Origin of the sequence: Pseudomonas sp. Z1-12 (assembly GCF_051132015.1) — a bacterium.
In the GTDB taxonomy this organism is placed as follows: Bacteria; Pseudomonadota; Gammaproteobacteria; order Pseudomonadales; family Pseudomonadaceae; genus Aquipseudomonas; species Aquipseudomonas zanjanensis.
Map to the genome: position 1 here is coordinate 3333116 of NZ_CP071647.1, position 21378 is coordinate 3354493.

19 protein-coding genes and 2 tRNA genes are annotated in these 21378 nt (G+C 60.9%); 8 read left to right on the forward strand and 13 right to left on the reverse strand.

Annotated features, from left to right (window positions below; genetic code table 11):
* Positions 1–59 precede the first annotated feature (59 nt).
* A complete protein-coding gene (locus J3P85_RS14055; RefSeq protein WP_434706254.1) occupies positions 60–1856 on the forward strand; it encodes a DAHL domain-containing protein in 1797 nt (598 codons plus the stop codon).
* A gap of 149 nt (positions 1857–2005) precedes the next feature.
* Here the strand turns inward: J3P85_RS14055 and J3P85_RS14060 are convergent, their stop codons facing one another.
* Together J3P85_RS14060 and J3P85_RS14065 are read right to left on the reverse strand one after the other, a co-directional pair.
* Positions 2006–2197, reverse strand: a complete 192-nt coding sequence (locus tag J3P85_RS14060; RefSeq protein WP_434706255.1) for a DUF2188 domain-containing protein — start codon at positions 2195–2197, stop codon at positions 2006–2008.
* A gap of 85 nt (positions 2198–2282) precedes the next feature.
* On the reverse strand, positions 2283–3182 hold the full coding sequence (locus J3P85_RS14065; protein ID WP_434706256.1) for a polysaccharide deacetylase family protein: 900 nt from the start codon (positions 3180–3182) through the stop codon (positions 2283–2285).
* A gap of 238 nt (positions 3183–3420) precedes the next feature.
* Here J3P85_RS14065 and J3P85_RS14070 point away from each other — a divergent pair, with 238 nt between their 5' ends.
* The 3 genes from J3P85_RS14070 to J3P85_RS14080 all read left to right on the forward strand — a co-directional run bounded on the left by J3P85_RS14070 (position 3421) and on the right by J3P85_RS14080 (position 4604).
* Positions 3421–3675, forward strand: coding sequence for a DUF6555 family protein (locus tag J3P85_RS14070; RefSeq protein WP_047226592.1), 255 nt, complete (start codon positions 3421–3423; stop codon positions 3673–3675).
* 151 nt (positions 3676–3826) lie between these two features.
* Entirely contained in the window at positions 3827–4057 is a 231-nt protein-coding gene (locus J3P85_RS14075; protein WP_057450824.1) for a hypothetical protein, read from the forward strand.
* 121 nt (positions 4058–4178) lie between these two features.
* Positions 4179–4604 (forward strand): hypothetical protein, encoded by a 426-nt coding sequence (locus J3P85_RS14080; RefSeq protein WP_434706257.1) that lies wholly within the window; start codon positions 4179–4181, stop codon positions 4602–4604.
* Between the two features lie 29 nt (positions 4605–4633).
* Here the strand turns inward: J3P85_RS14080 and J3P85_RS14085 are convergent, their stop codons facing one another.
* Together J3P85_RS14085 and J3P85_RS14090 are read right to left on the reverse strand one after the other, a co-directional pair.
* On the reverse strand, positions 4634–4861 hold the full coding sequence (locus J3P85_RS14085; RefSeq protein WP_186705733.1) for a PLD nuclease N-terminal domain-containing protein: 228 nt from the start codon (positions 4859–4861) through the stop codon (positions 4634–4636).
* 85 nt (positions 4862–4946) lie between these two features.
* Positions 4947–5132 (reverse strand): hypothetical protein, encoded by a 186-nt coding sequence (locus J3P85_RS14090; RefSeq protein ID WP_186705734.1) that lies wholly within the window; start codon positions 5130–5132, stop codon positions 4947–4949.
* 282 nt (positions 5133–5414) lie between these two features.
* Here J3P85_RS14090 and J3P85_RS14095 point away from each other — a divergent pair, with 282 nt between their 5' ends.
* The gene (locus J3P85_RS14095) at positions 5415–5777 is read left to right on the forward strand and encodes an NUDIX hydrolase (protein WP_186705735.1); all 363 of its coding nucleotides are present in this window, start codon (positions 5415–5417) and stop codon (positions 5775–5777) included.
* A gap of 96 nt (positions 5778–5873) precedes the next feature.
* Here J3P85_RS14095 and J3P85_RS14100 read toward each other — a convergent pair whose 3' ends face one another.
* The 3 genes from J3P85_RS14100 to J3P85_RS14110 form a co-directional block, all read right to left on the reverse strand.
* Positions 5874–6341: a hypothetical protein gene (locus tag J3P85_RS14100; RefSeq protein WP_250964701.1), complete on the reverse strand. Its 468-nt coding sequence runs from the start codon at positions 6339–6341 to the stop codon at positions 5874–5876.
* Positions 6342–6569: 228 nt separating this feature from the next.
* Positions 6570–6656: transfer RNA gene (locus J3P85_RS14105), tRNA-Leu, on the reverse strand.
* A gap of 185 nt (positions 6657–6841) precedes the next feature.
* Positions 6842–6915: transfer RNA gene (locus J3P85_RS14110), tRNA-Cys, on the reverse strand.
* 360 nt (positions 6916–7275) lie between these two features.
* Here J3P85_RS14110 and J3P85_RS14115 point away from each other — a divergent pair.
* From J3P85_RS14115 to J3P85_RS14125, 3 genes are all read left to right on the forward strand, one after another.
* Positions 7276–8097 (forward strand): SRPBCC family protein, encoded by an 822-nt coding sequence (locus J3P85_RS14115; protein ID WP_434706258.1) that lies wholly within the window; start codon positions 7276–7278, stop codon positions 8095–8097.
* On the forward strand, positions 8097–9269 hold the full coding sequence (locus J3P85_RS14120) for a zinc-dependent alcohol dehydrogenase (protein WP_434706259.1): 1173 nt from the start codon (positions 8097–8099) through the stop codon (positions 9267–9269). The genes J3P85_RS14115 and J3P85_RS14120 overlap by 1 nt, the downstream gene beginning before the upstream one ends.
* A 140-nt stretch (positions 9270–9409) precedes the next feature.
* Positions 9410–10189: a TSUP family transporter gene (locus tag J3P85_RS14125; protein ID WP_053188200.1), complete on the forward strand. Its 780-nt coding sequence runs from the start codon at positions 9410–9412 to the stop codon at positions 10187–10189.
* On the opposite strand, the gene nudC is transcribed toward J3P85_RS14125, so the two are convergent.
* From nudC to J3P85_RS14155, 6 genes are all read right to left on the reverse strand, one after another.
* Positions 10157–10987 (reverse strand): NAD(+) diphosphatase, encoded by an 831-nt coding sequence (nudC, locus tag J3P85_RS14130; protein WP_411384605.1) that lies wholly within the window; start codon positions 10985–10987, stop codon positions 10157–10159. The genes J3P85_RS14125 and nudC overlap by 33 nt on opposite strands.
* 6 nt (positions 10988–10993) lie before the next feature.
* Positions 10994–11806, reverse strand: coding sequence for a crotonase/enoyl-CoA hydratase family protein (locus J3P85_RS14135; protein ID WP_434706260.1), 813 nt, complete (start codon positions 11804–11806; stop codon positions 10994–10996).
* Between the two features lie 230 nt (positions 11807–12036).
* Complete coding sequence (locus tag J3P85_RS14140) at positions 12037–13518, reverse strand: efflux transporter outer membrane subunit (protein WP_434706261.1); 1482 nt, start codon at positions 13516–13518, stop codon at positions 12037–12039.
* The gene (locus J3P85_RS14145) at positions 13515–16619 is read right to left on the reverse strand and encodes an efflux RND transporter permease subunit (RefSeq protein ID WP_434706262.1); all 3105 of its coding nucleotides are present in this window, start codon (positions 16617–16619) and stop codon (positions 13515–13517) included. Before J3P85_RS14145 ends, J3P85_RS14140 begins: the two co-directional genes overlap by 4 nt.
* Positions 16620–16821: 202 nt before the next feature.
* Positions 16822–19917: an MdtB/MuxB family multidrug efflux RND transporter permease subunit gene (locus J3P85_RS14150; protein ID WP_434706263.1), complete on the reverse strand. Its 3096-nt coding sequence runs from the start codon at positions 19915–19917 to the stop codon at positions 16822–16824.
* Entirely contained in the window at positions 19914–21230 is a 1317-nt protein-coding gene (locus J3P85_RS14155; RefSeq protein WP_434706264.1) for an MdtA/MuxA family multidrug efflux RND transporter periplasmic adaptor subunit, read from the reverse strand. The genes J3P85_RS14150 and J3P85_RS14155 overlap by 4 nt, the downstream gene beginning before the upstream one ends.
* Between the last annotated feature and the right edge of the window lie 148 nt (positions 21231–21378).

Consider the following 21378-nt stretch of genomic DNA (forward strand, 5'->3'; position numbering starts at 1 on the left):
CATCTCCCGCCTCGGGAATTCACCTACGCATCGATCAGCACCCCGCATAGGAGAACAGCGTGACCACGCTTATAAAAAAATATAAATGGCCCGCCCTGTTGGCCGTCGCGCTTATTGTGTTTTCTGCGCTGATATTCTTTCTGATCAAGTCATACACCTACGACTCATCGACCTACTTCGAATCCCGCGACTTCATTCGCCAACTCAAACAATCCGATGCGAACTGGAACAGCAAGATCCTGAGGAAAAAGATCGGCATCAACAACAACCTCTCCCTGGCCCCGCCACCGGAGGCCGACAGTCGCTGGCAGCAATTGGAGCAGCTCAACAACACCGGGCCCTTGGCGACACTTTGGATGTCTCGGCGCCAGGGCTATGTGGAAGCCGTCAAGAACAAATCCTTGCTGGTGGAGCAATTCGAACGACACAACGCCGATCTACGCACCTCCCTGGATGCGCTGCCGCAGGTTGAAGACCAGATACAAACGCGGCTCAAGGACATGAATATCGAAAGCCCGCTGGAACGCATGACCGTGGCGTCCAATGTGCTTGAGTTGACCCTGACAACATTGGAGTTCGCGCTTTATGTCACGACGGACAAAGCCAGGGAGTTGCAAGGCAAGTTAACTGAGCTGGAGCCTTACATCGAACGATTGCCCGCGACTGACCAGGCGCCCTTCATAACCCTGACCCAGCACGTCAAGACCATCGTCCAGGAACAACCGGTCGTCAACGACCTGCTTGACCGCATCAGCGTCATTCCGGTTGCCCAGGAACTGGACAGCATCAATGAATTGTTGAACGAGACGCAGCGCAGGACCGCCGCAACGGACCGTCAATACCACATCTACCTGGCCGTGTGCGCAAGCCTGATGGCGCTGTTGATGATCTACCTGGCGGTGCGGTTGGTTCGCAGCTACGCCACGATCAACCAGATCAACCAGGCGCTGCAATCGTCCAACGAACGCCTGGAAGAGCGCGTGCAGGAGCGCACCCGTAAGCTGATGGAAGCCGAACGCGAGCTGGTGGAGGCGGCCCGGATGGCGGGCATGGCCGAAATCGCGACGAACGTGCTGCACAACGTCGGGAATGTGCTCAACAGCGTCAATATTTCAGCCGAGGTGGTAACCCGCAAGTTGAGGCACAGCAAGACGCTCGGGCTCACGAAAGCGGTCAACATGATGAATGAACATGCGGAGGACCTTGGCCACTTCATTAGCCACGATGAAAAAGGCCGCTTGCTGCCGCGCTATTTCAACGAGTTGGTCGATTCCATCGCCGCCGAACAGACGTTGCTGATCGATGAATTGGCGCAGTTGACCAAGAGCATCGATCACATCAAGGAAATCGTCACGACCCAACAAACCTATGCGGGCGCCGCCAGGCTGATCGAACCGCTCAAGGTCAGCGACCTGTTCGAAGATGCACTACGAATGAATTCGGGCGCCCTCAGCAGGCACCACGTCACCGTCATCAAGGATTACCAGGACGTTCCCATGATCATGGGCGACAAGCACAGGCTGTTGCTGGTCCTGATCAATCTGATCAGCAATGCCAAGTTTGCCATGTCGCACATAAATGAACACCCAAGGGAAATAACCCTGGGGATTCGCATTCTCGACGAAACAACGCTTTGCCTGAGCGTCAAGGACCGTGGCGAAGGGATTTCCGCGGAAAATCTGGCGCGCATCTTCAATCACGGTTTTACGACACGCAAGGACGGCCATGGGTTTGGCCTGCACAGCTGCGCCCTGGCGGCGGTAGAAATGAATGGCCGCTTGCATGTCCATAGCGATGGGCCGGGGCAAGGGGCGCTGTTTACCTTGGAGATCCCGTTGGAGTTGGCGCGTACCTGACTGGGTCGGAGAAAAACGCGTCCCTGTGGCGAGGGAGCTTGCTCCCGCTGGGCCGCGTAGCGGCCCCTTTTGTGAGCGCTTCGCACTCAAGCGGGAGCAAGCTCCCTCGCCACGGGTTTGTCGCCTGAACAGTATTGGTGAGCATCCACCTATTTCGTGTTCCCAGCCCGGCCGCTACGGCTTCTCCGGGTCGGCAACGCGGCGGCGTAGGCCAGCGCTTCCTCGCGAGAAGCGAAGGAGCCCAACCGGTCAGCCTGGGTGCAGACCCTCCACGGACCGCTGTTTACGCTGAGCACGTCATAACCATTGATGTGCATTTTCGTCATCATCGCTGTACTCATAGTCACCTCCGACTTCAACCAAGGGTGCATCGCCTACCATACACGCTGATTGTCCATGGGTAGCGACCGGACGTCGGTCGCGACCTCAGTGGGCGTCGGAATCCCACAACCAGTCCCACAGCCCCGGCAAACGTACGGGCTCAGTGCTGTGATCGACCGTCCGGGCCAGCGCCGCTCGCTCCAGCGCCTGATGGTCATCATAGAATGGCTTGGCGGCGGTCCTCATGCCGGTCGCGTTGGCGCTGTCGAGTAGTATCTGCAGGTATTCGCGGGCATGCCGCGCGGTATAACGATTGATGTCGTGAAACGTCACCACCACCGGGATCACCCCGTCCACCGCGGGCAGTTGCCCGGCCGCGATGCGCTCGCGCACCTCGGAGAGTTGTCGGACCAGGTTGATGCGCCGCCGGGGGCTCATCGTGACACCCCAGACCTTGCCATCATTTGCGCTCAAGTCGGTCAGCAGAATGTGCAGGCCATGTGCTCGGTAAGCCGCGGCAGTGCGCCTGTCGAAGCTCCAGAACGGTGGCCTGACCAGGGACGGCGCCGCGCCGGTCATGGCGGCAATATCACTGCCACCGTGGACGAGCGATTGCTCCAGCTCATCAGGGCTCAGGAACCGGTGATTGGTGTGCCAGTAGGTGGCCGTATGAAAGGCCAACACATGGCCCTCCTCCTGCTGCCGACGCATGATCGAGCGGCCAATCTCGCTGCCACCGGCGCGTGGCGAGCGGGTCTGCAGGAAAAACACTGCCTTGATGCCGGGCTGTACCGGGTTGTCCGCCAGGGCGTCCAGCACCGCCAGGCTAGGGTTCCAGAAAGACGATGCGCTGGGCCCATCATCGAATGTCAGCAGGAAACGGATCGGGGGTTGTTCATGCAAGCGTTGCTCGGTTTGCGGCGTCAGTTCGATGGGGGCGCCAATGCAGCCCGACAAACCGATGGCGAGGGCTGCGATGAACAGCAGCCTGGCGATGTTTTTCATGTTTTGCCTTTAATTGATGCCGCGTTGCCTCGCCTTAGATCCCTGGCCGACGGTGTTGAAGCCCACCTTGGAGAAGGGTAACCGGGTTTGGTTCCTTGCTGTGAACAATGGCTGCTCGCAAAGTTTGCGCTTGCACCGCGCTTGAGCCTCGGCGGCATAAATTTGACCGTCTGGAAATTCGATGGAATTTTCCGAATGCCTTTGTATCCATCCGTATAGGACTAATTAGGGAGGATTTATGGGCGGGCCATCGCTTTACATCATTGACTACATGCTTCATGGCGAACCCAAGTCATTCATTATTCGTGCAGAAGTAATGAATAACTCCGAGGCTTGGCATTGGGCCAGCTGCGATGCGGGGGTCGGACGCATACCGAAATTCGGCAGGGAGAAGGTCAAGCGGGTTTCCAAGCCCCTTGCGGAAAAATACGGCATTACCGACGTGCGCTGGCGGGCAAGCGTCGCGCCGGCCTGGGTCAAGGAATCCGGCTGAAATATCGCGTACCGTTTCCGGCCCACCGGTTGTCCGACCGAGCGCCGGTTTCTTCGACAGATCCGAAATAACTCAACTACGCTTAAACCACAGCAAGACCCGCCCCTGGCGGGTCTTGTGCTGCCTCATCAACCCTGAATGGAGGTGTGACATGTCCGAAAAAGAGTCCATCACCACCCTGCTCACCTTGCTGGAATCGCGTCAGGCCAGGCTCACGGCAGCCTGCAAGGAAATCGCCGACTGGGTCGACCACCAAGGCGGGCACCCCACCGCCGTGCGCATTCGAGACCGGCTCAACGACATCGACAAGGACGCCCCGTCGATCCAGAGCGCACTGACCTCGCTCAAGCCCACTGAACCGCCGCTGCCCAAGTTCCGCTGACGCGCCACGCCAGCGATGTTTCCCCCTGAGTTCTACCGGTTGGAAAACTGATGGAACGCGGGCTTTTTTTGCGCCTCGAAATGGATAGGCACCGGTGCAAAAGCCGCAAAGGGAGAATCACATGAATGCCAGAATCCTGCTATTGATCGCTTGTGCGAGCCCCACCGCCGTCATGGCCCAAGGCTGCGACGTCATCACCCGATCCCAGAGCCAGTCGGTTCCGGTGATCGAAAGCCGTAGCTGCTACGAATACAAAGGCGTGCCCGCCGAAACCCTGGACTGGTCTTGCAGCAATGAAAGCAAGGGAACGGTCAGTACCCAAAAGCACAAAGTCGAGCGTTGTGACGCGGGGTATGTGGCGACATGCCAAGCCAGGCTGACCCAGGAAGCGTTGGCCAACCCGCGCTCAACCAGTAAAGACAAGAGCGGTGGATCGGCCAACCTTCCCGACAACGCCAAAGTGACGTGGTACTACTATGGGGTCGAGCAGTTGCAGCAGGCTCAGCAAGACTGCGAAACCACCGGCGGCGAGTGGAAGAACCAGTGACGGGCCGGTCACGCAGCGCAGTGTTCTCGCTAGCCCTTGCTGTGCTCCGGTGACGACGGTGGCTCCTTGATACCGCGCGGCCCGGCCACGCCCCAGATGACAAGGCCCAACACCGGCAGGATGATCAGCAGCAGCGCCCAGCCAGCCTTGGTTCCGGCCGACTTGTCGCTTCGAAACACGCTGATGATCGCCCATAGGTCCACGAGCAGCAGAAGCACCGCGACAGCGATCCAGAAGTAACTGGCTAATTCAGACATGGCTCAATCCTCTTGGCGGTTTAAGGATTAGGCACAGCCGTTCAAGCGCCGTTCAAAGAATTTGCGCCCAGGGCGGGCGTGACACCTATTCCCGCCCATTCAGATAAGCGACCCATTGCTCATAGGCTTCATGTTGACGCTGGACCGCCTCATCCCAGGTCGATCCGCTCATTTGATGGACACATATGAGCTTCATCATTTCCGCTGTGGCCGTATCGAGCTCCACCAGGAGCTCATGGGATTTGATCTTGAAGTCTTCAACGGTGGTCATCTGCCTGTCCTTCCCCATGCCGGGGCCAGCCATTGCACCCAACATGGATTCATTTTTTTGCAGCTGATTCAATTTGAGGCGATAACCGGTCAAAAGCCTGGCGCTGGCGGTCGAGCAGACCGATCAGAAGGATGACAGCGCAAATGAACTCAGTCTTTCCCGCCCCGCCACGGTCGTACTGATAAGACTCTGAAAAAATCCTATTTGAACGAGCAAGTAATGCCAAGCTCAAATATTGCAGATATATTTCAATTTAATGACAGTCACAGATCGAGTACCGCCATGAAAATTCGAGCGACCGTCATCTGCGAGGACAATCGCCACATTTTGCTGGTTCGCAAAGCCAACAGCCGCTGGGCACTGCCAGGCGGTGCCGTTGAACGCGGCGAAACCCATGCTGGGGCAGCCATCCGGGAACTGGCAGAAGAAACGGGCCTGGACGTCGAAAACCTGCTCTACCTGATGCGAATCAATGACGGGCAAACCGAGCATCACGTATTCGAAGCGTCGGTCAGCGACTTGACGGCGGCCAGGCCACAGAATGAAATCAGCGATTGCCTCTGGCACCCGCTGGATGCCATTGCCCAACTGCAAATGAAAAAGGGCACGCGGGATATTCTTGAGGCGTTTCGCCGACGATTGTGAAAGCCGACGCCTATGGTTTACACCTGACAGGTTGCATGAGAATACTCACACAACCTATTGTTTAGACTGATAAATATCAGCTTTTGTACGGCGGACTCACTGCTTGCGCCAAGCGGTACTGATGGGATTGAGCACCGTGTTCTTTTCCTGCGTATAGGTCCCGTTCTGCTGCGCTATGGCCTCGCCAGTGTCGACAATCGCGTTCTGGATAAACACGTTCTGCCCATCACCTCGAATGAAGGTGAGCTGGTGAAACGCAGTTTTATTTCCCCAGTCCGGGGAAGGCAGGGAGATAAACTTCACCGTATAGGTCTCGTCAGTGTGTTGACCCTGCAAGACGTAGACACCGTAGTGATTCTCTCCCTGGGAGATGATTTTGTACAAACCGTTGCTGTAGTAATAAATTTCCGCATCGGGAAAGGGCTTCTTGTCGTACATTTTCCGATAGTGCAGCACTTGCTTGACGGTCGGCTCGCCAAAGTTAACGGCAAGGGTTTTCCCATCGGCGGACGTTGTCTCCCCAGCGTATGCGGCGCCGCTGCTCATCAAGGCCAACAGGCTCATCGTTGCGATTATTTTCACTTGATACCTCTCCATGGTCAAAGGATTAGCGCACCGGGCTGGCCGGGACGGAAGATACCGCCTGGCCACACCTTGCTAATCTCAACACCGAGTGTAGAGGTTTGCCCATGAAAATACCCGGAGGCTGGGCTCCGTTACTTCGGTAGTTTTCAGTAGTAGAAACAAACAAGGGCTTGCATTAGCTTTCGCCCGCAAACCCTTGATTTTAGATGGTGCCCGAAGCCGGAATCGAACCGGCACGCCCTTACGAGCGGGGGATTTTAAGTCCCATGCGTCTACCAGTTTCGCCATTCGGGCGGTAGCGCGGTTAGCCATGGGGCATCGGCAAAAACCGATGACCTGGCTGGTGCAGCAAGAGGGGGAATATATACATCCCTCCTCTTTGAAGCAAGGCAGCTTATGCCCTTTTCAAGACAAAACCTTTCAAGGCTTCGAAAATAAAAAAGCTCTGTAAATCATAGATCTACAGAGCTTTTTAATAGTGGAGGCCGAAGTCGGAATCGAACCGGCGTAGGTGGATTTGCAATCCACTGCATAACCATTTTGCTATTCGGCCTCAAGACGCTTGATGCGATGTCGCTACATCAACCGCAGTACAAACCTGATCGGGAAACATGGCACTTACTCAGCGCTATCTCCTTGAAAACATTGAGATTTTTTACGTCCCAGTGCGTTCGATGGGCGCAATTATGTACTCATTTGCCTAGGCTGACAACCCCTTGATTTCAAAAAAAAATCGTCGAACGGTCGGCCTGCCCTTCCCTGGCCAAACCTGCCGGCGAATCCCGGACTGTCCTGGCGAACGCTTGAACCGCCGCCAGCATTCGCCTCATCGGAAAGCCCCCACGTTGATGGAACAACCGCGCCTCCCCTCGGTTCATTCCTTATGTCGCCCCTGGAGAATGAGGAAACCATCATGTCTGAACGACCCCAACTGGTTGCGAGCCGGGCTACGGTGCCGACCCCGTCGCACCCCAATCTCGGCACGCCGGAACGTGCCGTATCGCTACTGGCCGGCACCTTGTTGATCGCTAACGGCCTACGCCAAGGCGGGCTCCAGGGCTGGCCGCAGGTGCTGCTCGGCGCCTGTGCCGCCTGGCGCGGCTATTCAGGCACATGCAGGATCAAGCACGCGCTGACCCATAGTCCGTTCGAACAAGCCTTTGAACAGGATCGGGACTGGAGCGGCAGCAAAGTCATTTCTCGCAGCATTACCGTGGGCAAACCCAGGGAAGAGGTCTTCGCGTTCTGTCGCAACCCGGGCAACCTGGGTGCGCTGGTGCCCTGGGTCGATGCCATCGAACAAACCGGTGAAGGCACTTACCGCTGGGTCGCCCACGGTCCCATGGACAAGACCCTGCACTGTGACATCCAACAGGACGAGCCCAAGGACGGTCGCAAGCTGCACTGGACTGCCGGCCCGGAGACACGATTCAAGCATGACATCCAGATGCACTTCAGCGACGCGCCGGCCGGCCGTGGCACGCAGTTGAAGGTCATTATCGCCTGCCAAGCGCCCCTCGGTGCCGCCGGTTATGCCTTGGCCGCGGCGATTTCCAAGTTCTCGGACAAAGCCTTGTTGCACCTGCTGCGCAGCATCAAGCAACAACTGGAAACCGGCGAGGTGAGCACCAACCGCATGCACGCCGCCGGCACGAAGGATTTCCTGTTCGTTCATCCGGCCACAGAGGCCCCTCACACGTCCGTCCACACGCCTTCCACCGGAGGTAACGCCTGATGCGCGCATTGACTTGGCAAGGCCCGAACAAGCTACAAGTTGAAACCGTCGATGATCCGTCCATTCTCAATCCCCGCGACGCGATCGTGCGGGTGCAGATGTCGTCGGTGTGCGGGTCAGACCTGCATTTGCTGGGCGGCTATGTGCCGACCATGCAGGCCGGCGACATCATTGGCCATGAATTCATGGGTGAAGTCGTGGAGATCGGCTCCGCCGTCAGGGCTTTCGACAAAGGCGACCGGGTTGTCACCGTTTCGATCATCGGTTGCGGAGAATGCGAACATTGCAGGCGCTCGGATTTTTCCTGCTGCGACAACTCCAACCCCAATCCCAGTGCAACGGACATCGCCTACGGCCAACCGGCGTGCGGCATCATCGGCTACAGCCATGCGTTTGGCGGTTATGCCGGCAGCCACGCAACCTATATCCGCGTGCCGTTCGCCGACGTCAATCTGTTCAAGATCCCCGAGGGCATCACTGATGAACAGGCGGTATTCGTCTCCGACGCGGTGCCCACTGGTTATTTCGCCGCCGATAACGCCGACATCCAACGGGGCGATACCGTGGCGGTATGGGGTTGCGGCGGAGTCGGGTTGATGGCGATTGCCAGTGCCTATCTGCTGGGAGCCGAACGGGTGATTGCCATCGACCGCCTGCCTGATCGCTTGCAATTGGCGGAAGAAAAGGCCGGTGCCATCGCCCTTAACTATGAAACGACTGACGTGCATGCCGCCTTGCTGGAACTGACCGGTGGCCGGGGCCCGGATCGCTGCATCGACTGCGTGGGCATGGAGGCCCACGGCACAGAGATCGACTATTTCTACGACAAGACCAAGCAAATGATGCGTCTGCACACCGAACGCGGGACGGTGCTGCGCCAGTCGATCCGCGCCTGTCGCAAAGGCGGCACCGTGTCGGTGGTCGGTGTCTATGGCGGCCTGCTGGACAAATTCCCCATGGGCGCCATCGTCAACAAATCCCTGACCCTGCGCTCCGGCCAACAGCCTGGACAGCGTTACGTGGGACGGTTGTTCGAGCACATCCAGAAAGGTGAGCTGGACCCGTCCTATCTGCTGACCCATCCGATGGGACTGGAGCAGTCGGTGGAAGGTTATGCAATGTTCAAGGAGAAGACGCAGAACTGTCTGCGAGCGGTGTTTCGGCCGGAGTGACGATCGAACCTTTGGCGAGGGAGCTTGCTCCCTCGCCACGGGAATGTCACAGGCCTTAGGCAGTCGCAGCCCTGCACCATTATGGGTAACATACCGGCCTTCCCGCAGCCCTTCTGCGTCCTGCCAAATAAGCCCATTCCATGCCTTTCGAACTCAGCGTTGACCTCACTACCCTCGCTATCCTCGCCGTTGTCGCCTTCATTGCCGGTTTTATCGATGCCATTGCCGGGGGCGGTGGGCTATTGACCACGCCAGCGCTGCTGACTGCGGGTTTGCCGCCCCACCTGGTCCTGGGGACCAACAAGCTCAGTTCGACCTTTGGCTCGGCGACGGCCAGCTTCACGTTCTACAAGCGCAAGCTGTTCCACCCAAGGCAGTGGACCCATGCCCTCGTCGGCACACTGGTCGGTGCCCTGGCCGGCGCCATCGTCGCCCACTACCTGCCAGCCGAGTGGCTGAACAAGATGTTGCCGGTGATCGTCTTCGCCTGCGGCCTGTACCTGTTGTTTGGCGGCACGCCCAAAGCGCCGCTGGACAGCGATGCGCCGATCAAGAAGACGTGGCAGTCATCCCAGGGTTTCAGCCTGGGTTTCTATGACGGCGTGGCCGGGCCGGGTACCGGTGCGTTCTGGACCGTCAGCAGCCTGCTGCTCTACCCCATCGACCTGGTCAAGGCCAGTGGCGTGGCCCGCAGCATGAACTTCGTCAGCAACATCGCGGCGCTGTCGGTGTTCATCTTTTCCGGGCAGGTAGACTGGGTCATCGGCCTGAGCATGGGCCTGTCGGTAATGGTCGGCGCGTTCTTCGGCGCTCGCACCGCCATCAGCGGCGGCGCGAAGTTCATCCGACCGGTGTTCATCACCGTGGTGCTGGGCTTGACCGTGCGCCTAGCCTGGCAGCACTGGTTCAGCGTGGCCTAAGCGCCGCGCCACATACAGGTCGATCAGGTAGCGGGCGATCGAGCGCGAGGCCGGCAACGGTGGCAAGTCGTGGACGTTGAACCATTGGGCGTCCTCGATCTCATCTTCCTGGGGCACGATGTCGCCGCTGGCATATTCGGCGTGAAAACCGAGCATCATCGAATGGGGAAACGGCCAGCACTGGCTGCCCATGTACTGGATGTTCTTCACCTCGATACTGACTTCTTCACGCACTTCGCGGACCAGGCAGTCCTCGGCCGACTCGCCGGGTTCGGCAAACCCCGCCAGGGTGCTGTAGACACCCGTGACGAAACGCGGCGAACGGGCCAGCAGGACTTCATCGCCACGGGTAATCAACACGATCATGCTCGGTGAAATCCGCGGGTAATGGCGCAGGTCGCAGGCATCACAATACATCGCCCGCTCCAGCGGAATCTGGCTCATGGCTTTGCCGCAACTGCCACAGAAGCGATGCTCCCGGGCCCAGGTGCCAATCTGTGCCGCATAACCCAACACCTTGTACAACGTGTGGTCGTCCTCGAGCATGAACGCCCGCAGGCCTTTCCAGTTGCAGCCGGGGATGTCCAGCGGGCTGTGCAATTCCAGCAGGTAGACCGGCTCGCCATCCAGGTGACCGATGCCGTGTTCGGCGAGGATCGACAGGTCCTGGCGCTTGAGCCATTCGCGGGGAAACAGCGCGCCGTTGTCATCGAACAGAAAGCCTTCCGGGCTACGGGCCACGGCCCAGCCGCCGGGAACGTCGGTGTCGAGTACTGCGGTGGTCCAGCGTGAAATCATGATCAGTCAATCCAGAAATTCGGGTTTCTGTTTGCTCATATGGGCGGCCATGGCCACGCGCAGGTCGGTCGATTGCAACATGGCGGCGTTCCACGTGGCGACGTATTCCAGGCCGTCATCGATGCTGTGGTCGCGCATGTAGCTGATCATTGCCTTGGTGCCGGTCACGGCAATCGGCGACTTGGCGGCGATGTCCCGGGCAATGCCCATCACACCGTCGAGCAGGCTGGCGGAGTCGCTGTAGACACGATTGACCAGGCCGATGCTGCGCGCTTCGTCGGCACCAAAAGTGCGCCCCGTATAAGCGAGTTCACGCAGCATGCCGTCCCCGACGATCCTCGGCAAGCGTTGCAATGTGCCAACATCGGCGGCCATGCCGATATCGATTTCCTTGATGGAGAACTGGGCGTCCTCGGTGGCATAACGCATGTCGCAAGCAGAGATCAGGTCAATGGCACCGCCCAGGCAATAGCCCTGGATGGCCGCGAGCACCGGCTTGCGGCAATTGTCCACGACATTGAACGAGGCTTGCAGCTGCAGGATCTTGCGCCGCAGCAACCGCGCATTGCGCCCCACGTCCTTGCCCAATTCGTTGGCCACGCCTGCCAGCATCATCAGGTCGATGCCGGAGGAAAAATGCTTGCCGGCACCGCTGAGCACCACCACCCGCGCCTCATCGGTGTCGTCGATCCATTGGAAGATCTCGATGATCTCGCGCCAGAAGGCAGCGTTCATCGCGTTGATCTTTTCCGGCCGATTGATCTGCACATGGGCGATGTTGTCTGCAAGTTCGACGTTGAACGCTTGGTATTGCGACATGGCAGGGATCCTTTACCGGCTGAAAAGAGGCCTGAACTATAACAAGCCATCGCGATGGCACGTAGGCAGTGCATCGGCCAAAAGCGGGACTGTTTGACACTCATTAACTCTGTGGCGAGGGAGCTTGCTCCCGCTGGACTGCGTAGCAGTCCCCATTTTATGAGCGCTGCGCACTCAAGCGGGAGCAAGCTCCCTCGCCACAAAAGCACCTTGCGGCGCTACCCAATCACTCAGGGTTTCTCCTCCGCCTGCAACTGCCCATCCCACCCCCCGCCCAGCGCCGCAATCAATTGCACACTGGCAATCAAGCGGCTCTGTTGCAGGCTCAGCACGCTGCGTTCGTTGCTCAGCGCCGTGGCCTGGACAGTCACGACGTCGAGGTAGGCGATCAGCCCGGCCCTGTATTGGTTCTGCGTCAGGCGCAGGGATTCCCGGGCGGCGTCCAGGGCTTCCTGGCGCACACGGGCTTCGTCTTCCAGCACCTTGAGCTGGATCATGTAGTTTTCCACCTCCCGCAGGCCGTCGAGCACCGTCTGGCGGTAGGTGGCGACGGTCTGGTCATAGGCCGCGACGGTGCGGTCGACTTCCGCCGAACGCTGGCCGCCATCGAACAGTGTCATCGCCAGTTGCGGGCCTACCGACCAGAAGCGGTTCGGCACGCTCACCCAGTTGTCATAGGTACTGCTGCTGTAGCCTCCGCTGAGGCTCAGGGTCAGGTCCGGGTAATACGCGGCCTTGGCGACGCCGATGTTGGCGTTGGCGGCCATCACCGAGCGCTCTGCCGAGGCGATGTCTGGCCGGCGTTCGAGCAGTTGCGAGGGCAGCGCCACCGGGATTTGTGGCAGGGTCGGGATGTCTCGGGTCTCGGCCAGGTTGAATTCGGCCGGTGGCAGGCCGATGAGCACGGCGATGGCATTTTCAAACTGGGCCCGTTGCCAGATCAGGTCGATCAGGTCGCCCTGGGTGGTCTTGAGCTGATTCTGCGCCTGGGCCACCGCGGCCTTGTCGGACACCCCGGCGCGGTACTGGTTTTCGGTCATTTTCAGGGAGCGCTGGTAGTTGTCGACGGTGGTCTGCAACAAGCGCTTCTGTTCGTCGATCACCCGCAACTGCAAGTAATTCTGCACCAGTTCCGATTGCTGGCTCAGGCGCATCGCCGCCAGGTCGGCGAAACTGGCTTGGGCACTCGCCTCGTCGGCTTCCAGGGTGCGGCGCAACTTGCCCCACACATCCGCCTCCCAACTGACGCCGGCCTGGGCGCTGTAGGTGTCGCGAATGCCGCTGGAGGAACTGCTCAGGCTCGAACTGCTGCTACCGGTGCCCTGGCTGGAGCGCGTCTTGCCAACGGTCAGGTCCACGGTGGGGAAGAAGGCGCCACGGGCATTACGCACCAGCGCCCGGGCCTGCCGGTACTGGGCTTCAGCCTGGGCCACGGTCTGGTTGGATGTATTGAGCGTGTCCACCAGGCCATTGAGTTGCGCATCGCCGTACAGCTCCCACCAGGCGCCCCGGGCCATCGCATCGCTGGGGTTGGCCTGGCGCCAGCCCTGGGCCTCCTTGTACTGCACCGGGGCGGCGGCCGCGGGACGCTGGTAATCCGGGCCGATGGCGCAGGCGCTGAGCATCGCCACGCACAGCGCCAGGCTCAGCACCCGCGAGCCACGGGCGGTCGCCAGCACGGCGACAAGATTGAAAGGCGAACGGTCGGTCATAGCGGAGTTTCCAGGGCAGCATCAGTGCGCACGCCACGCCAGCGGTTGAAGCGATGGCGCAGCTTGTCGAGATAAAGGTAAACCACTGGCGTGGTGTAGAGGGTCAGGACCTGGCTGAACACCAGGCCCCCGATGATGGTCAGGCCCAGCGGCTGGCGCATTTCCGAGCCTTCGGCGGCGCCGAGCAGCAACGGCAAGGCGCCAAGGATCGCCGCCAGCGTGGTCATCAGGATCGGTCGCAACCGCAGCAGGCAAGCGCTGCGGATCGACTCCAGCGGCGTCTGCCCGGCACGTTCCAGTTGCAAGGCCAGATCGATCATCAGGATGGCATTTTTTTTCACCACGCCGATCAGCAGGAACAGCCCCAACAACGAGATCAGGCTGAACTCGCTGCCCAGCGCGTAGATCGACAGCAACGCGCCGACCCCGGCCGACGGCAAGGTGGACAGGATGGTCAGCGGATGAATGTAGCTTTCATACAGCACCCCCAGCACCAGGTACACCGCGAGCAACGCGCCCAAAATCATGAACGGCTGGCTCTTCTGGGTGGCGGCGAACGCGTCGGCGGTGCCAGCCATTTTCACGATGACATCCTCGGGCATCCCGAGCTTGGCGATCGTCCGCTCGATGGCCGCGGTGCCCTGCTCCACCGTCACGCCTTCGGCCATGTCGAAGGAGATGCCCTCGGAGGCGAACTGGCCTTCATGGCTGACCCGGTCGTCCTCCAGGCTGTTCTCGTAATGGGCAATGGCCGACAGCGGCACCCGCGCGCCATCGGCAGTGATCACCTGGACCTGTTCGAGGGTGCTCGGGTCCTGGGCATACTTGGGATTGACTTCCATCACCACCTGGTACTGGTTGAGGCTGTCGTAGATGGTGGAAATCTGTCGTTGGCTGTAGGCGTTGTTGAGCACCGCCGTGACCATGTCCATGTCGATGCCCAGGCGCTTGGCCTGGTCGCGGTCCACCACCAGCGTCACCTGCTGCGCCCCGCCACCGTCGCGGGCGTCGATGGCGGTCAGTTCCGGCAAGGCCCGGAAGGCCGCCACGACCTTGGGGTACCAGGTGCGCAGCGACGCCAGGTCGGCGCTTTGCAAGATGTAGGAATATTGGGAAGTGGTCTGCTCGCGACCGCCACCGAACTGCAGGTCCTGGTCGGCCATCAACATCAATTGGGCACCGGGTACCTTGGGCATTTCCTTACGCAGGCGCTCAATGACCTTTTGCGCGGAAATATTACGTTCCTTGATCGGCTTGAGGCGCACCAACATAAAGGCGTTGTTGGTGCCGTTGTTGCCGCCAATGAAGCCGGCAACGCTTTGCACGGCCTCGTCCTTGAGCACGGCGCGGCGGAAGATTTCCATCTTCGGCTGCATCACGCCGAACGACAGCCCATCGTCGCCACGGACAAAACCGATCAGTTGGCCGGTGTCCTGCTGGGGCATGAAGGTCTTCGGCACCACCACATACAACGCGACGTTCACGCCAATGGTCACCAGCAGGCTCAGCAAGGTCAGGCGTCGATGGCGCAGCACCCAGTCCAGGCTGGTGGCGTAACCACGGACCATCCGTTCATTGATCCCCTGGCTCCAACGCTGCAAGCGGTTTTCCTGCCCGGGCACATGGGGCTTGAGCCAGCGGGCGCAAAGCATCGGCGTGAGGGTCAGCGAGACCACCAGCGACACCACGATGGACGCCGCCAGGGTGATGGAAAATTCACGGAACAGGCTCTCGACGATGCCGCCCATGAACAGGATCGACAGGAACACCGCCACCAGCGAGACGTTCATCGACAGCAGGGTAAAGCCCACCTCCTCGGCCCCCCGGTACGCCGCCTGCATCGGTGGCACGCCTTCGTCGATGTGCCGGGAAATGTTCTCCAGCACCACGATGGCGTCGTCCACCACCAACCCGGTCGCCAGAATCAACGCCATCAGCGACAGGTTGTTCAGGGAAAAACCGTACAGGTACATCACCGCAAACGTGCCCACCAGGGACACCGGCACCGCCAGGGTCGGGATCAGCGAAGCGCGGAAGTTGCCGAGGAACAGGAACACCACCAGCACCACCAGGGCCACGGCGATCAGCAAGGTCATTTCCGCTTCATGCAGGGTGGCCTTGATCACGGGTGAGCGGTCCATCGCCAGGTTCAGCTTGACGCTGGCCGGCAGCACCGCCTGCAACGCCGGCAGTTGCGCCTTGATCTCGTTGACCGTCTCGATGATGTTGGCGCCGGCCTGGCGGTTGATCACCAGCAATACGGCGGCATCGTCGTTGAAGAAACCGCTGTTGTAACGGTCCTCGACGCTGTCGGTGACTTTCGCCACGTCCTTGAGCCGCAGCACCGAGCCATCCTGGTAACGGATGATTAGCGTTTCGTAGTCCTTGGCCTTTTCCAACTGGTCGTTGGCCTGGACTTGCCACATGCGCCGGTCGTCCTCCACCGAGCCCTTGGGCCGGCGCACGTTGCTATCGGCAATGGCGGTGCGTACATCGTCCAGGGCGACGCCGTACTGATTGAGCAACTGCGGCTCCAGTTCGATGCGCACCGCCGGCAACGAGCTGCCACCGATCTGCACCTCGCCGACGCCCGACACCTGGGACAGGCTCTGGGACAGGATGGTCGACGCCAAGTCGTAGAGCTGGCCTTTTTCCAACACATCCGAGGTCAGCGACAGCACCATGATCGGCGCCTGGGACGGGTTGACCTTCTTATAGGTAGGCATGCTGCGCATGCCGCTGGGCAACAGGTTGCGCGAGGCATTGATGGCCGCCTGCACCTCCCGGGCCGCGCCGTTGATGTCGCGGTCCAGGTCGAATTGCAGGATGACCCGCGTGGAGCCCTGGCTGGAACGGCTGCTCATGGTGTTGACCCCGGCGATGGCGCCGAAGGAACGCTCCAGTGGCGTGGCCACCGTCGAAGCCATCACCTCGGGGCTGGCGCCTGGCAGGTTGGCCTGGACCACGATCACCGGGAAATCCATTTGCGGCAAGGGCGAGACCGGCAGCAGGCCGAAGCACACGCCGCCGAGCAGCATGATCGCGAAGCTCAGGAGCATGGTTGCTACCGGGCGGCGGATGAAGGGGCCGGAGAGGTTCATCGGCCACAGCCCCTTGCTTCAACGGACAGGCTTTTGTGGCGAGGGAGCTTGCTCACGCTATGTGGGAGCAAGGCTTGCCCGCGATGAAGGCGATGCGGTCTCGCAGAATCGAGGCGTCTGTTTCGCGAGCAAGCTTTGCTCCCACAGCCCAGCGGGAGCAAGCTCCCTCGCCACAAAAGCCCGCTACATTCCAGGGAAGCGGTCATACTCGCACCTCATCCGCCTCAGGCCTGGCAAACCGGCGCCCCAGCCGATCGAAATACAGGTAGATCACCGGCGTGGTGAACAACGTCAAGACCTGGCTCACCAACAACCCGCCCACCATTACCAGACCCAGGGGTTGGCGCAGCTCGGCGCCGGAACCGGTGGCGAGCATCAGCGGTACGGCACCGAACAACGCCGCCAGGGTGGTCATCAGGATCGGGCGGAAGCGCAGCAACGCCGCCTGATAGATCGCCGTCTGCGGGTCCATGCCCTGGTTGCGTTCGGCGTCGAGGGCGAAGTCGATCATCATGATCGCGTTTTTCTTGACGATGCCGATCAGCAGGATGATGCCGATGATCGCGATCATCCCCAGGTCATTGCCGCTGAGGATCAACGCCAGCAAGGCACCGATAGCCGCCGAGGGCAAGGTGGAAAGGATGGTGATCGGGTGGATGTAGCTTTCGTACAACACGCCCAGGACGATGTACATGGTCACCACCGCCGCCAGGATCAGCAGCAAGGTACTCGACAACGACGCCTGGAATGCCTGGGCCGCGCCCTGGAACTCGGTCTGCACCCCCACCGGCATGCCGATGTCCTGCTGGACCTTTTCGATCACCTCCACCGCATGCCCCAGGGCCACCCCCGGCGCGAGGTTGAACGACATCATCACCGCGGGAAACTGACCAATGTGGGCAATCGCCAACTGAGCCTGACGTTCTTCGACCCGGGCCAGGCTCGACAGCCGCACCTGCCCGCCATCGGTGGTCTTGACATGAATCTGGTCCAGCGCCTGCGGACCGATCCGCTCCCCGGCCTGGGCTTGCAGCACCACGCGGTACTGGCTGGCCTGGGTGTAGATAGTGGAAATCTGCCGCTGGCCGAAGGCGTCATACAGCGCATCGGTGATGTTCGACACCGAGACGCCCAGGCGTGACGCCGCGTCGCGGTCGATCACGAGGTAGACCTGCAGGCCCTTGTCCTGCAAGTCGCTGGCGACGTCGGTGAGTTCCGGCTGGCGGCCCAGGGCCTCGACCAGGCGCCCGCTCCAGAGGCTGAGCAACTCGGCGTCCGGCGATGACAGGCTGAACTGGTACTGGGTACGGCTGACCCGGTCTTCGATGGTCAGGTCCTGCACCGGTTGCATGAACAGGCGAATGCCCACCAGCCGGTCCAGCTGGGGCTGCAAACGGGCAATGATTTCGGTGGCGCTGTCATCCCGCTCGCTATGGGGCTTGAGGTTGATCAGCAGGCGCCCGCTGTTGAGCGTGGCGTTGTCGCCGTCCACGCCGATGTAGGACGACAGGCTCTGCACCGCCGGATCGGCGAGGATCACCTTGGCCAGTAGCTGCTGGCGCTCGCTCATGGCGGCAAAGGAGATCGATTGCGGCGCTTCGGAAATGCCCTGGATGACCCCGGTGTCCTGTACCGGGAAAAAGCCCTTGGGCACGGCCAGGTACAGCACCACCGTCAGCACCAGGCTACCCACCGCCACCAGCAGGGTCAGTGGCTGATGCTTGAGCACCCATTGCAACTTGCGCCCGTAGGCGGCGATCAGCCAGTCGATCCAGGCGCCGCTGGCGCGATAGAAACGGCCCTGCTCTTCTGCCTTGGGCTCGCGCTTGAGCAAGCGAGCGCACATCATCGGCGTCAGGGTCAGGGACACCACCAGGGAAATCAGGATCGCCACGGCCAGGGTGATGGCGAACTCGCGGAACAAGCGCCCGACCACGTCGGCCATGAACAACAGCGGGATCAGCACGGCAATCAGCGACAACGTCAGGGAAATCAGCGTGAAGCCAATCTGCTTCGCCCCCTTGAGCGCAGCCTGCATCGGGCTGTCGCCCTCTTCGATGAAACGGGCGATGTTCTCCAGCATGACGATGGCATCGTCCACCACGAAACCGGTGGCGATGGTCAGGGCCATCAAGGTCAGGTTGTTGATGGAGAAACCGGCCAGGTACATCACGCCGAACGTGCCGATCAACGACAACGGCACGGCCACCGACGGAATGATCGTGGCACTGACGCGACGCAGGAACAGGAACGTCACCATCACCACCAGGGCGATGGCGATCAGCAGTTCATGCTGCACATCGGTGACCGAGGCACGGATGGTCTGGGTACGGTCGGTCAGCACAGTGACGTCCAGGCCGGCCGGCAGGTTGTCGGTAATGCTCGGCAGCAGGGCCTTGATCCGGTCCACCACCTCGATGACATTCGCGCCGGGCTGGCGCTGGATGTTCAGCAGCACGGCCTGGTTTTCGTTGGCCCAGGCGGCAAGGCGTTCGTTTTCGGCGCCGTCGACGATCTGCGCCACGTCCTTGAGCCGCAACGGCGCGCCGTTGGCGTAGGCCAGGATCAGTTCGGCGTAGTCCTTGGGCGACGTCAGCTGGTCGTTGGCGTCGAGCATCGAGACCCGGGTCGGGCCGTCGAAATTGCCCTTGGGCTGGTTGACGTTGGACGCACCGATCAGCGTGCGCACATCCGCCAGGTTGAGGCCGTTGGCCGCCAGGGCCTCGGGGTTGACCTTGATGCGCACCGCCTGGCGCTGGCCGCCAGCGATGGTGACCATGCCGACGCCACTGATCTGGGCGATTTTCTGCGCCATGCGGGTGTCCACCAAGTCATTGAGCTTGGGCAGCAGCATGGTCTTGGACGTGATCGCCAGGGTCAGCACCGGGGTGTCGGCCGGGTTGACCTTGTTGTACACCGGCGGCGCCGGCAGATCCGTGGGCAGCAGGTTGGTGGCCGCGTTGATGGCGGCCTGCACCTGCTGCTCGGCGACGTCCATGTTGATGTCGAGGTTGAAGCGCAGGGTGATCACCGAGGCGCCGCCGGAACTGGTGGAGGCCATCTGCGTCAGGCCTGGCATCTGCCCGAACTGCCGCTCCAGGGGCGCGGTGACAGCGCTGGTCATCACGTCGGGGCTGGCGCCCGGGTACAGGGTCATCACGCGGATGGTCGGGTAATCGACCTGGGGCAACGCCGACACCGGCAGCAGCCGATAGGCGATCAGGCCAGCCAGGATGATCGCCAGCATGCTCAGGGTGGTGGCGACCGGGCGAAGGATGAACAGCCGCGAGATATTCATGCGCCGCCCTTGTTCGCCTTGTCGGCCGCGGCCGGCTCAGTCGGTGCTGCCGCGGACTTGCCCTGCAGGTGCTCGGTGGGCGTGGTGGGCACGTCCTGGCTGTCATTGACCACTTCCACTTCGCTGCCTTCCTTCAAGCGATCGGTGCCTTCGAGCACCACCCGATCGCCGGCGGCCAGGCCTTCGGTGACCACGGTGCTGGTGCCGTCGCTGGCGCCGATCTTCAGCTTCTTGATGGTGACCTTGTTGTCACCTTCCAGGGCATAGACAAAGGTGCCGTTGGTGCCGAACTGGATGGCGGCCGTCGGCGCCAGGGTCACGCCTTTGAGGGTGTCGGCCAGCAGGTGGACGTTGACGAACTGGTTGGGGAACAGCGATTGGTCACGGTTCTCGTAGCGGGCCTTGAACTTCAGGGTGCCGGTGGTGACGTCGATCTGGTTGTCCAGGCTCTGCAATACGCCGCTGGCCTGGCGCTTCACGTCGCCGCGATCCCACGCTTCGACGGGAAGTTTCGCCCCGCTGCGGTAACGGGCGAGCACCGTGTCGAGGTTGTTTTCCGGCAAGGTGAACACGACGCTGATGGGTTGGGTCTGGGTGATGACCGCCAGGGCGGTGGTGTCGTTGGCCGACACCAGGTTGCCGACGTCCAGTTGACGCAAGCCGACGCGGCCAGTAATCGGTGCGCGGATCTTGGTGAATTCGAGGTTGAGCTTGGCGTCGTTGACGGCCGCCTGATTGGTCTTGACCGTGCCTTGGTACTGGCCCACCAGCGCCGCGGCGGTGTCGAGGGTCTGCTTGGCAATGCTGTCTTCGGCGTACAGGCCGCGATAGCGCTCAAGGTCTACCTGGGCATTTTTCAGTTGGGCCTGGTTCTGCAACAAGGTGCCTTCGGCCTGGAGCAAGGCGTTCTGGTACGGGCGTGGGTCGATCTCGGCCAGCAAGTCCCCGGCCTTGACCATTTGCCCCTCTTCGAAGGCGATCTTGACCAGTTCGCCACCCACGCGACTGCGCACGTTGATGGTGTTGAGGGCCGTGACCGTACCCAGCGCCTTGAAGTACAGCGGGAAGTCCCCGGTCGCCACCGGCGCCACGCGCACCGGAATCGGCCCCGTCGCCCCACCGAACCCCGGGCGCATGCTACCGGAGCGTCCCACATGCCCCGCGGCTGCTTTCTCCCCTGCCCCATTTTTTTCGGCCGAGCCACTGGGCCAGAACTTCCAGGCCAGCGCTGCGATGACCAGCAGGACGAACAAGCCAAACAGCCAGCGACGGGAATTGCGGGAAACAGAGGATTGCATGGAGTGATCAACCATTGGGCGCGTGGGCTTCTTTTACGGGAGGCTGAACGATAAGCACTGGCGGCTATTTAGCAAAGCGCCTTTACCGGCAATTTACCTTGGGCTTACCTTTCGGATAGTCGGCTAACGCCTTGAAGCACAAAAGAAAACGGCCTGGGCAGGG